Consider the following 12217-nt stretch of genomic DNA (forward strand, 5'->3'; position numbering starts at 1 on the left):
ATTTTGTAATTCAATTCGTTATAATAATTATATAGAAGGGAATGTATCTGGCATTAACGGGCAGTAAAACTCCCACCTTAAAATTCGGCTGGGGCGAAGATGTTAGGTGAGAGTCGGGCTGCCCGTAAACGCCGATTGGTTCAACTAATAATCAGTGGGGGATGAACAACCCCACTGATTATAGTTTCACTTTATTAGAGGGGGTATATTGTGAACATATTTAAGATTATAGGAATTGTTGCAGGAGTGATTCTAGTAGCTGTTATAGCTTTCTTTGTCATTATGAAGTACTATTTGTCAAAAGAAGATCCTGATTACGTATTAAAGTACATAAAAGAACATAAAGACGATGAAACATGTTCATTATTTATTAAAAGAAATGGAGAAGTATTAACTTCTATAAATGCCAATAAAAAATTACCATTGGCGAGTACGGCGAAAATCGTAATAGCAGTTGAATTTGCTAAGCAAGTATCAGAAGGGAAAATAAGTCGAGATGAACAAATTTCATTGCAGGAGCTAGAAAAATATTATGTTAAAAACACTGATGGTGGAGCGCATCCTAACTGGTTAGAAGATGCTAAAGCGAGAGAGTTAGTGAAAAATGGACAAATCGCTTTGGAAGAAGTCGCTAAAGGGATGATTCATTATAGTTCGAATGCAAATACAACATATTTGTTAGAAAAGCTTGGAATAGAAAGAGTAAATGAAAGTATAAAAGAGTTAGAGCTTACTAGTCATGACAAGTTCTCTTCGTATACTGCTTCACTATATATGAGAGGGTATGTAGAAAAAGAGCTTCATGAGCCAGAAAATCAATCTTTAGAAACGATACGTAACATGTCAAAGGATGAGTATAATAAACATGTGTTACAAATACATGAATGGATGAAAGATGAAGAAGAATGGAAAAAACGGGATATCCCATTAAAGGTAGATATGGAATTTCAGCGAATTTGGTCAGATCGATTAGTGGGTGCAAACGCTAAAGATTATATGAGTATAATGGGGAAAATAAATAGTAGAAATTATTTTCCAAAATCAATGCAAGATGAAATTGAGAATGTTTTTAACGGAACAGTTAAAAATAGTAAGTTTGAATATGCTGGACAAAAGGGTGGTTCTACCGCATTCGTATTGACAAAAAGTTTGTATACTACGGATAAAAACGGCAATAAGGTGGAAGTTGTAATTATGTTTAACGATATAGATGATCAAGTTGCATATCAAAAACTTAGAAATAACATAGATTATTTTATTCAAGATTGTATAACAAGTAAGGAATTTAGAATAAAATTATAATGAAATAATTTTATTATGTAAACAAAAGAGTGTTTTTTAAAAAGCGCTCTTTTCTATAAATGATACAGGATTTTCTAATTATGCCATTGAATATAGATTGAAAATAAGAAAGGAAGTTGAAGAATGACGACAATATATTTCGTTCGCCATGCCCACTCAACATATACAAAAGAAGAACGTGAACGGCCTTTATCTGAAAAGGGACACTGTGATGCAGAAAATGTAACACGCTTATTAAAAGATGGGCATATTGATGTTGTGATCTCTAGCCCGTACAAAAGAGCAATTCAAACTGTACAAGGAATTGCGAATACATATAATGTATCGATACAAATAGAAGAAGATTTACGGGAAAGGTTATTAAGTTCAGAGCCAGTAGAAGATTTTAATGATGCCATTGAGAATGTGTGGGAAGATTGGACTTTTGCATATGAAGGCGGAGAATCAAATGATGTAGCACAAAAGCGCGCTATATTATGCATGCAAAATATATTGGAAAAATATAAAGGGAAGAATATTGTAATAGGTACTCATGGGAATATTATGGTGTTACTTATGAATTATTTTGATTCGAAATATGATTTTCAGTTTTGGAAAATAATTCAAATGCCTGACGTGTACAAATTAACTTTTGATAATAATCGTTTCATTTCTGCTGAAAGAATAGAGGAAGCAGGTCATCGGATAAATATTTTGTAAAAGTTTATCAAAAAAAGAGGAAAGAGAGAAGTTATTGTAGAAGTATGACTTTGTAACATAAAAAATATATGTTAAAGGAGGCTGTTTACATGTTTGAGAAAGAGAAAGAAGGGCTTATTGAAGTTCACAACGTATATGAAATTGCACCAGCAGATGGAACAATTATTGGTATGGCAACGGAAGAAGAAATGGAAATTGCTGCTGAGCTAGAGTTACAGTACTGTGCCCATTCTCGTTTGTTAGAAGCAAATATTCAGTTAGACGGTTCCTCCTATAAAGAGTTACTTCAGGAGTTCCAGGAGTATGAAAGAAAATCGATGAACTTTTGGCGAGCATTACATAAACGTTTAGCTGTGCCATGGGCATGGGTACTACGTATTGATGTTGCGAATGGTCCTATATATGTAAGCAATGGGTATTCGTATTATGAAGAAATTGATGATGAAGAAGATTATGAATAGATAAGTAAGGAAGCAGCTTTAGTTGCTTCCTTTTTTTGTGTGTAATGAGTGAATAGCTTCAATGATAATATCTGGTCGATCATTTTCTATTCCGTGACTAGCATGTTCAGCTAGAATATATTGACTGTTTATAGAGAGGTGAAATTGTTCACGAATTAGTTTTTGCCACGTCGATTCAAGTTGTGTTGCTTCCTCTTTTGGCATGCCGCCCTCAATCATTTGAGTAATAGAATAATGAGGATCTCTACCGATAACGATTAATGGTATTTCTAATATTATATCTAGCTCTTTTATTGAACGAGCACAGTTTTTCCACTCGGATAGTTCAGAAACCGTCGCTTTATATAATGAGGGTGATGTAGAGAATTCTATATAATGTTTTGGTTTGTTGACGAGCATAGGTTTTTGTTCATTATAAAGTGTGTCGACATCCATTTTGGAGTACGTATTATATTTTTGAAGCCACATATCATCAGAATCAGTTTGATCAGAAATCGGTAAATGAAGTTCGTCTAATCGGTGTAAGTTCATGGAAGTAGAATCAACTAAAAGAAGTGCTTGTAGCCTATCTTCATGTAACATCGCAAAATGTTGTGCACATAATCCTCCATAGGAATGACCGATTAGAATGATTGGCTCATGAATATATAGTTTGTCTAGTAACATATGTAGTTCTTTTGTTACTTGTATCGTAGTACGCGGATACATTCCCAACTCACTTTTTCCGTAACCTGGGCGATGGTATGAAACGACTGTAAAGTGCTCGGAAAGCTTTTTCATAATGGGAAGCCAATCATAAAAGGAGCAAGTCATTCCAGTTTGAATGACTATAGTTTGTTTACTACTTCCTTTTATATATACTTCTATATTTTGTCCCAATATCTCTACAAATTTATGAATAATAATTCCTCCTAAGTTTGAAATAATTTTTGGCAAGCAAAAACGATACACCAAGCACCTATACCGAGTAGGACAGATGTACTAAGTGCAAATGAATTTTTTAAACTAATATAGACGATAAATAGTAGTAGTGCTGATGCAGGAAATCCATATAATACACCTAAAGCAAATTGACTCAATTCTTGTTTGTTACCACCTTCGAAAGAAATCCAAAATAGACTAAGTAAACTTACAAGAGGAAGGGCAGCGATAAAGCCGCCTATCGTACTATAATGCTTAGCGACTTCAGTAATGATACCAATAATAAGTGCCGAAACGATAACTTTAACGAGGAAATGCATATTTTGCCTCCTTCGCTAATAAAGAAAAGGCTTTTTCAATTAATTGTTGTTCTTCTTTTGATAACTGTGATTCTAATATTTTTATCTTTTTTTTATCTAGTAAAGTATGCTTTTCTAATACTTCCATTCCTTCGGTTGTTAATGTAAGATTTACGACCCTTTCATCTTGTTTATTTCTCTCTTTAAGGAGGAAATCCTTTTGAATAAGGCGCTTTACGTGTTCAGATGCTGTGTTATGAGAGAGACTAAGCTCAGAAGCAACTTTTCCAATTGTTATATTTTTCTCACGGGAAACGATTTGTAAAATACGAATTGCTTGGTGGGAAAGGTTGTCCTCATATTCACATCGTAAGTGATAATAAATGCTCTCCCAATGTTGATTGATGTCTTTCATAATAATAAATCCCCCTATTTTTATATCGCATAATAAGATATATTCGTTAATGCAGAAATAAAATCCTTTTATTTGGATAAAAAATATTGAAAAAGTTTATTTTTATTGAAATATAAGGTAATCTATGTGTAAAGGTATACATTTAGCAAGAGAGAGGATGATAGCTGTGAATACATTTAAATGGATTAGTCATGAACAGATGTATGTAGATGAAATACATGTTGAAAAATGTGGTCCTCTTTCAGTTGGCGTATACGGTGGAAATCAAGAAAGTGATGCATATGAAAGAGGAGATGCGGTGCTTGCTTGGTGGGATCCTGAATTAGAATTTGAATTTGTTATGATTTTTGATACACATCATAAAACGAAAAATATCCATTATATAATAGAAGCAATTTCAGAAAGAAAAGAGAAACTAAAAGAATTATTTTCATACCCAATACATTTAGCTTTTCATCATACACATATGTACTTATTAGCCTTATTCACAGATGAGTTATTTATTGAAAAATGTGATCAAAATGATGAAGAACTTGCATGTTTAATTTGTTTGCGAAAAGGCGAGTTCTTATATTGGCTATCAGTTGGTGATTGTTTCGCATACTTATTCCATTCTGAGCAAACGAAGAATGGAAAAGGACGATTAAATAAACGGAAGAATTACGAATATATTGGCAGGAAAAATATTTTCGCAGCAAATACACCTTGTTTTACTTCAGGTGTGAGGGGATTAGAAAAAGGTACGAATCACATTGTAATGGCAACGGACGGTATTTTAGAGTGTGATAAACGAAGGTTTGATGATGATCAATCTTTAGTAGAAATATTACACGACGGAAATAGCTTACAGATTGAGCCGGTATTAACAAATGTACTGCAGTGGAAAGGTAGAGATTGTGCCACGATTATCGGATGGTCTATCGATACTGAAAATAAACAATGCGCTAATTAATAATAAAAAGGAGTTCAAGGTTTGTTGTCCTTGAACTCCTTTTTGTTAAGCAATATGAATATGATACGTTTTCAACCATTCATTTACTTGTAGCATATACTCCATAGCACTCCTCGCTTCAAAAGTGTTAATCTCTTTATTACTTTGATCAGCAATTGAAAGTAGAATGGAATGGTTAATGAGTGAGAAAATAGGATTGTTTTTATTACTACACATATCAAGTGTTAAATTACGAATCGTTTGTAAGTAGTGTGGGTCTTGTGAAGTTGGATAAGCGCTTTTTCTTCTATTTCGTATATCGTCAGGTAAAGCTGGTTTTAGTGCTCTACGTAAAATGCCTTTTTCAATATTATCAATACTTTTTATGTTGAAAGGAACGTTCCATAAATATTCAACTAATCTATAATCGCAAAACGGTACACGAACTTCAAATCCTACAGCCATGCTCATACGGTCTTTACGATCAAGTAAGAACGGGAGAAATCTCGTTAAAAATAAATAAAACATTTGGCGTTGTTTCGCGGATTTTTTACTTTCCCCTTCAAGAGTAGGTACTTCAAGAACAGCTTCATGGAATCGTGTATGAATATAATGCTCAGGATTACATTGCTTTGATACGTCGTTTAATATTAGAGAAGATGTGTTTTTCCAGTTTGTTAACCACGGAAACTTATCTACATATAATAGTTCTTCTTGATGAAACCAAGGATACCCACCGAATACTTCATCGGCAGATTCCCCGGATAAAGCTACAGTTGCATCTTTTTTCATTTCGCAAAATAGTAAATATAGTGAAGTTTCCATTTCGCCTGCACTTGGTAAGTCTTTCGCATGAAGGGGAACGAATAAGTGATTTGCTAATTCTTCAGCATTCACAATAATGTCATGATGCGACGTCCCTACATGTTCAGAAACACGTTTTACCCAAGGAGCATCTAGACCAGTTCGAGCAAATGTAAGTTCGAAATCTTTCGCGCTATTTAAAAAGTCGATTGAATATGTGTGAAGTGTTTTGTGTTCCTCTGCAAATTCTTTCCCCGCAAGTGCAGTAATACCACTAGAATCTAATCCGCCTGATAACATACAAACGAGTGGAACATCGGCAATTAATTGTCTTTTTACTGTATCTTGTAAAATAGATAAAATATGAGAAGATGTATCTTCTATAGAGTCTGTATGGATCTTACTTTCTAAGTTCCAATACTTCGTAACTACTTTTTTATCACGTGTAAATGTTATAGAATGTCCAGCACGTACTTCTTGAATATGCTTAAACACACCACATCCTGGAGTTCGAAATAACCCTAATCCAAATATTTCATTTATTCCATCCGCATCAATTTCAGCAGGGACAGATGGATGCGCTAATAATGCTTTAATTTCAGAACCGAAAATAATACTTTCATTTCTTTCTGTATAAAAAAGTGGTTTTACACCTAAATGATCGCGTGCTAAAAACAATTGTTGTTTCTGATCATCCCATAAGGCAAAAGCGAAAATTCCATTTAAATGTTGTACGCAGTCTTCTTTCCATTCTAAATAAGCGTGTAGTAACACTTCTGTATCTGAATGAGTTTCAAATGCATGCCCACATTTTTGAAGTTGCTCTCTCAGCTCACGGAAATTATAAATTTCTCCATTATAAGTAAGAGCATACGTATAATCACCAGTACGGAATGTTTTTGGTTGTGTCCCGCCTTCTGGATCAATTACAATTAGTCGCCGGTGTGCAAAGGCCGCACGTGGTGAAAACCAAAATCCTTCAGCATCAGGACCACGATGCTGAATACTATTTGCCATCTTTTCTAAAATAACATGTTCATTGGAAAGATCCTTATTCCAATTTACCCAACCTGTAATTCCACACATACACATCTCATCTCCTAATTTAAAATGTTAAAAAGTAGATTAATGAAATAAAATGTACACCAAGTTAAAAAATAGCTATATAAATAGTGTACTACATTAATTAAAAGGCAGACTTGAGAAAATTTTCTTGTAATACATAGTTATGTGAGACAATGGCTTAGGGAAAGTATTCCATAACATACAAAAAATAAAAAAAGATGAGAGAAAATATTTTGTAAGACGTTATATAGGGTGTAAAAGCTTTTACAAAAAAATAAGGGGAATCGCTACATGAAATCAAATGAGAAAAATTTTATAAAAAGATTACAACGGCAAAAAGAAGATGCACTAGAATTCGTTGTCGATACATACTTACCACTCATAAAAGGAATCACGCACAAAGTTCTTCTTCCGGTTCAAAATGATGGACTCATAGAGGAATGTGTAAACGATATATTTCTTTCCATTTGGAATAACGCAAATAAATTTCACGGAGAGCCGAGTGACTTTAAAAAATGGATAGCGGCAATTGCGAAATTTAAGGCGATTGATTATTACCGAAAAGCAACTAAAAAAGTAGAAATTGGTTCAGGTGAGTTTCATATCAGTACGGAAAGGTCAGCTGAAGACGAACTAATCGTTATGGAAGATAGAGAAGAACTAATGCAGCTTATTAATCAATTAGAACCGTTAGATCAAAAGGTATTCATTATGAAATATCTCCTCGGTATGAAGACAGAGGAAATCGGAGAGAAATTAGGATTAACCAGGGCGGCAATAGATAATCGTGTGTACCGTGGGAAAAAGAAACTACAACAAAATGCTACGAAAATTAGTTTTGGAGGTAGTGCAATATGAAAGACATTTATGAACTATTAAATGATATTGATATAGATGAAAAAGAACTTGAGGAAATTGAGGCTTCTGAAATTGAAAAAGAAAAAGTGAAGCGCAATGTAAAACAATTGATACGTACGAAGAAAAAGATGAAAAGTTGGAAAAAAGGTGTTGCTGCAGCATCTATTTTAGTCGGCGTATCGGTTGCCATGCTTGGCATCGGATTTCCTACATACGCTGGAGGACTACCAATAGTAGGGGACATATTCCGATTTTTAGATAATGGTAGAACAGGGTTATATGAAAATTATAAAGCTGACGTAGAGAAGACGGCGGAGCTTCATAATAATTATAAACAATACGCTATAGTACTAAATATGATAAAAGAAAGCAATGGAATTAAGATAACGGTAAATGATGCGATTTTCGATGGGAAGACAGTATCAATAAACTACTCTATAGAAAGTAACAGAGATTTAGGCAAAAATCCAAGTACATTGGATTTTTTAACTATTAAAGGAGCAGGTGCCCAATCAGGAAGCAATGAAATTACTAAAGTCGCTGATAGAAAATATACAGGTTTAATAAAAACAAGCAGCGATCTAGTTAGTAGTAAAGAAACTACAGTGAACATTGAATGGAGTATAAAAAGTATAGACATTTTAGAAACAGAAGAAACGATAAAAGGGGATTGGAATTTTAATATTAATCTAAGAGGAATAGAAAATAAAGAGCAATTGATTAGAGGTAGTACAGAAAAAGATGGTGTAAAAGTAAATATGGAGAGAATGGAAATAACACCAATGTCGTTTATTTTATACTACAACCAAGAAGTATCTCAAGAAATAAGGGGTGTATGGGATGGAGTGGATATCGATTTAGAAGTGAGAGATGATTTAGGTAATCAGTATTCTGGGGAAGGAAATGGAGGCTCAGGTGAGGATTCTTATAATTTTAATTGGAGTAAAACATTCCAACAACTCAATGAGAATGCAACCAAGCTAATAATAACGCCTCACGTTAATTTAAGAATTCACACTCCTGAAAATTATGGTTCGGTAACAATAATTGGAGGACAAGTAAAGGAGAGTTTCGTGTCTCGAAAACTGGGAGGCAATAAGGGTATTGTGTTAGATGATATTGTAATTGATTTAAAGAAATAAAAGAGAGACTGCCTAAAAACATTAGGTAGTCTCTTTTTCGTTAAAAACTAGTTACGAGTAAAGCATGCGGATGCTGCGTTTTATACTCATCTTTCCACGGAATGTTTAGTTGTTCCCACGATTCGCCGCTATCATTGGATTGAAAGACGCCATTGTTATTTAAAGTGTAAAACGTATGTGGTTCTGCTGGATTTGTCGCAAACATCGAAATGACTGTACCGATTGCAGACGGTAGTCCTTGCTGTACTTGCTCAAAAGGAGTATCTTTCGTTTTTCGATATATATAAGATTCATAAGGAATACGGTGATGAGCGAGATCGGCACTTGGCGCAGCAGAAACGAGAACAGTATCGCAATCAGCTGGATCGATAGCCATGCTGTATAAATAATGATGCTCAAGTCCTTCACTACATGAGATCCAGCTGTTTCCACTGTTATAACTTTCAAGATAGGCACGATCAGGTCCGCCCATAAATCCGTCACCACATGATGCATAAAGGCGATTGGGGGCTTCGGGGTGCATGAGTAATTGATGGGCGTCGATAGGAGCACCGAATTTTTTATCAATCCATGTATGCCCTTTATCGTTACTTTGAATAACAGCACCAGCTTCGATTGAAACGTGAATTGTATTTGGATTGTTTGGATCAACTGTGATCCAGCGTACGTGATGGGTAAAAGGTCTAGGCGGGAAAGCCCACGTATAAGAAGATAATAATGATTTCATATTTTTAAGTTCCGTCCACGTTTCACCACCGTTTTCTGAACGGAATAAAGCGCTCGGTTCAGTCCCTACATAAACGACTCCATATCCGTTAACTTGTTCATTAGGGCTTATCGTTATAGAAGTGATAGAGGAGTGTAAAATACCATCTTCTTTAGGGAAATCAAAGTAGCGATAGGAATCCCCAATTGGTCTCCACGAATCTCCGCCATCGTCGCTTAACCATAAACCTCGTCCAAATGTTCCGCAATATATACGATTTTGTTGGAACGGATCAACGGCAATACAGGTAGGTTGCATATTTTGCAAGTGACAAGTCGTTTCGTAGTTACCATCTTGTTCTTTCACTACAACAAGTTCACGCTCCATACAGAGAAATAAACGTTTCATTTTCGTAACCTCCTTAAAATTTCTTTCAATAGTAAACAATATGAAAATAAAAAAGAAGTAGTCTTGTTTTTATTTGAGAAAAAGGGATTGTTTAAAAAGTAGCGAAGTGTGTATACAGAGGAAGCGGGGTTTACGGGCGGTCAATTCGGGATAAAGATGGGGAGTTTGTTTCATACTAACATACAGATATGGCACTTAAAGGAGTATAAGTATGGGACATTCACATGATCAAGGGCATTCTAAAAATAAAAAGGCGTTACTACTTGCATTCTTACTAACAACAAGCTTTATGGTTGCTGAAGTTATTGGCGGATTTGTAACAAATAGTTTAGCACTATTATCTGACGCGGGGCATATGTTAAGTGATGCAGTATCCTTGGCTTTAAGTTTACTTGCGTTTAAGCTTGGAGAAAAAGCAGCGACGACTGCAAAAACATACGGGTATAAGCGCGTCGAAATGTTAGTGGCATTATGTAACGGTGTCGTTCTTATCGTCATTTCTATATACATTTTTATTGAAGCAATTCGTCGTTTTAAAGAACCAGTTGAGATTGCTAGTAATGGGATGCTTATTATTGCTGTACTTGGTTTGCTTATTAATATTTTATCAGCTTGGATATTAATGAGAGGCGGAGATGTGAAAGGTAATTTGAACTTAAGAAGTGCTTTCTTACACGTACTAGGTGATCTATTAGGGTCAGTTGGAGCGATTATTGCTGCGTTACTTATTAAATTTTTCGGATGGAATGTTGCAGACGCAATTGCTAGTATTCTTGTGTCTATTTTAGTCATTATTAGTGGGTGGCGTGTAACACGTGATACAGTCCATATATTAATGGAAGGTACACCGCAGCACATAGATATGGATGAGGTGAAAAATACATTATTAACGATTGCGATTGTAAAAGAAGTTCATGATTTGCACATATGGTCTGTCACATCGGATTTTCAAGTATTAACTTGCCACCTAATTATAAAAGGTAATGAAACGCAAAGTGTATTAAAAGAGGCTACGGATGTATTAAAGGAGAAGTTTCATGTAGAACATGTCACCATCCAAGTAGAAATGGAAGGTGAGTTTTATCATAGCGAGACAACTTGCAAAGTATGAAAGAAAAAGGATCAGAAAAAGTGTCATAACATTTTTCGCAGGGCATACATATATATAATGTGGCCACAAATACTTTGTAAGGTAAATATTTCATAAGATTACTTTACTTATTAAGAATCATCTTTTATAATCAAAAGTGGTAATTGATAAAGATTATCATTTTCAATGATCGTAGAAAGGAGTTTTTTAAAAGATGAGTAGTCAACTCCGTTTTGCTGTTGAAAATCGTAAGAGGCATTTAATTGATGAGTTAATTGGAGCAGGGGTGTTTAAGATTCGCGACAGACAATTATACGAGCTATCTTTAGAGGAATTGGAAAAAGAGTACGAAGATATTGAAGATTACGCGAATATTCAGGCATAGCATATAGATTAGTAAAGAGGGAGCTGGTTACATTTTTGTGTAACCAGCTTTCTTATTCTTTCATAGAAATCATTTTTTGTATTTCTTTCATGGGACGGAGCCAGTTTTGAGCCATCATTTGTTCCATTTGTTTTTCGTCCTGCTTTTGAAGTGCTTGAATGATAGAGTGATGTTCTTTAATAGATTGACTTGCAGGTACAAAGTTTTGGAAAAACAAATATTCAAGTCGTAAAACGTGAAGCTGCATATTTTCTAGAAAAGGTTCAATATATCGGTTTTTAGCAATAGAAGTAATTGTATTGTGAAATTGTATATCTAGTTTTAAAGCTTTTTTTGAATCTTTTTCATGTATAGATTGTTGAAAAGTATCATTTATCTCGGAAAGTAGTTTAATATCAGCATCTGTAACTTTTTGAAGTGCTTGTTTTCCTATAATTGAGTGAAGACCGGCCAGCGTCTCATAAATGATAGATACGTCTTCTAATTTAATAGGAGCAATTTTCGTTTTTTGACCGGGAATCATTTCTACTAGCCCAGAAAGCTCTAAAATTTGTAAAGCTTCTCTAACTGGTGTTCTGCTTACACCTAGTGCTTCCGCCAATTCCCCATCATTAATTTTTTCATCTGGTTGTAATACACCTTCTATAATCCAATCTTGTAGTTGGGTTAAAACGAGTGACTTTGCGGAAACTCTTCCAGGTTTTTTATAATTTTGAGGGACAGGCATAAAT

Annotated in this window: 14 protein-coding genes; 8 read left to right on the forward strand and 6 right to left on the reverse strand. The window is 34.6% G+C overall.

Annotated features, from left to right (window positions below; genetic code table 11):
• The first annotated feature begins 210 nt into the window (after window positions 1-210).
• The 3 genes from ACS2MN_RS12475 to ACS2MN_RS12485 all read left to right on the forward strand — a co-directional run bounded on the left by ACS2MN_RS12475 (window position 211) and on the right by ACS2MN_RS12485 (window position 2462).
• Window positions 211-1302: a serine hydrolase gene (locus ACS2MN_RS12475; protein ID WP_346994127.1), complete on the forward strand. Its 1092-nt coding sequence runs from the start codon at window positions 211-213 to the stop codon at window positions 1300-1302.
• A 123-nt stretch (window positions 1303-1425) separates the two neighbouring features.
• A complete protein-coding gene (locus ACS2MN_RS12480) occupies window positions 1426-2001 on the forward strand; it encodes a histidine phosphatase family protein (RefSeq protein ID WP_200203825.1) in 576 nt (191 codons plus the stop codon).
• Window positions 2002-2090: 89 nt separating this feature from the next.
• A complete protein-coding gene (locus tag ACS2MN_RS12485) occupies window positions 2091-2462 on the forward strand; it encodes a hypothetical protein (RefSeq protein WP_000461765.1) in 372 nt (123 codons plus the stop codon).
• Between the two features lie 18 nt (window positions 2463-2480).
• Here ACS2MN_RS12485 and ACS2MN_RS12490 read toward each other — a convergent pair whose 3' ends face one another.
• From ACS2MN_RS12490 to ACS2MN_RS12500, 3 genes are read right to left on the reverse strand one after another with little or no spacing between them, the layout of a single operon-like run.
• Window positions 2481-3413, reverse strand: a complete 933-nt coding sequence (locus ACS2MN_RS12490) for an alpha/beta fold hydrolase (protein WP_043321620.1) — start codon at window positions 3411-3413, stop codon at window positions 2481-2483.
• Entirely contained in the window at window positions 3374-3703 is a 330-nt protein-coding gene (locus tag ACS2MN_RS12495; RefSeq protein ID WP_000545617.1) for a DUF3147 family protein, read from the reverse strand. The genes ACS2MN_RS12490 and ACS2MN_RS12495 overlap by 40 nt, the downstream gene beginning before the upstream one ends.
• Window positions 3687-4097 carry a MarR family winged helix-turn-helix transcriptional regulator gene (locus ACS2MN_RS12500; RefSeq protein WP_000651924.1) on the reverse strand — a complete coding sequence of 137 codons (411 nt, stop codon included), beginning with the start codon at window positions 4095-4097 and terminating at the stop codon, window positions 3687-3689. Before ACS2MN_RS12500 ends, ACS2MN_RS12495 begins: the two co-directional genes overlap by 17 nt.
• Window positions 4098-4221: 124 nt before the next feature.
• On the opposite strand from ACS2MN_RS12500, the gene ACS2MN_RS12505 reads away from it, so the two are divergent.
• A complete protein-coding gene (locus tag ACS2MN_RS12505; RefSeq protein ID WP_015000325.1) occupies window positions 4222-5049 on the forward strand; it encodes a protein phosphatase 2C domain-containing protein in 828 nt (275 codons plus the stop codon).
• A 45-nt stretch (window positions 5050-5094) separates the two neighbouring features.
• On the opposite strand, the gene asnB is transcribed toward ACS2MN_RS12505, so the two are convergent.
• Complete coding sequence (gene asnB, locus ACS2MN_RS12510) at window positions 5095-6918, reverse strand: asparagine synthase (glutamine-hydrolyzing) (RefSeq protein WP_000334025.1); 1824 nt, start codon at window positions 6916-6918, stop codon at window positions 5095-5097.
• Between the two features lie 270 nt (window positions 6919-7188).
• Between asnB and ACS2MN_RS12515 the strand changes: the two genes are divergently transcribed.
• Both ACS2MN_RS12515 and ACS2MN_RS12520 read left to right on the forward strand, forming a co-directional pair.
• Window positions 7189-7755, forward strand: coding sequence for a sigma-70 family RNA polymerase sigma factor (locus tag ACS2MN_RS12515; RefSeq protein ID WP_088055377.1), 567 nt, complete (start codon window positions 7189-7191; stop codon window positions 7753-7755).
• On the forward strand, window positions 7752-8897 hold the full coding sequence (locus ACS2MN_RS12520) for a DUF4179 domain-containing protein (protein ID WP_000652109.1): 1146 nt from the start codon (window positions 7752-7754) through the stop codon (window positions 8895-8897). The genes ACS2MN_RS12515 and ACS2MN_RS12520 overlap by 4 nt, the downstream gene beginning before the upstream one ends.
• A gap of 40 nt (window positions 8898-8937) precedes the next feature.
• On the opposite strand, the gene ACS2MN_RS12525 is transcribed toward ACS2MN_RS12520, so the two are convergent.
• Entirely contained in the window at window positions 8938-10011 is a 1074-nt protein-coding gene (locus ACS2MN_RS12525) for a WD40/YVTN/BNR-like repeat-containing protein (RefSeq protein WP_000825309.1), read from the reverse strand.
• A gap of 211 nt (window positions 10012-10222) precedes the next feature.
• Here ACS2MN_RS12525 and ACS2MN_RS12530 point away from each other — a divergent pair, with 211 nt between their 5' ends.
• Complete coding sequence (locus ACS2MN_RS12530; protein WP_088055378.1) at window positions 10223-11122, forward strand: cation diffusion facilitator family transporter; 900 nt, start codon at window positions 10223-10225, stop codon at window positions 11120-11122.
• A gap of 193 nt (window positions 11123-11315) precedes the next feature.
• Window positions 11316-11486, forward strand: a complete 171-nt coding sequence (fbpA, locus tag ACS2MN_RS12535) for a Fur-regulated basic protein FbpA (protein WP_000098300.1) — start codon at window positions 11316-11318, stop codon at window positions 11484-11486.
• A 52-nt stretch (window positions 11487-11538) separates the two neighbouring features.
• Here fbpA and ACS2MN_RS12540 read toward each other — a convergent pair whose 3' ends face one another.
• Entirely contained in the window at window positions 11539-12213 is a 675-nt protein-coding gene (locus ACS2MN_RS12540) for a GntR family transcriptional regulator (protein WP_001145066.1), read from the reverse strand.
• Window positions 12214-12217: the final 4 nt, after the last annotated feature.

The organism is Bacillus cereus group sp. BceL062 (assembly GCF_051780025.1).
Taxonomy (GTDB): Bacteria; Bacillota; Bacilli; order Bacillales; family Bacillaceae_G; genus Bacillus_A; species Bacillus_A toyonensis.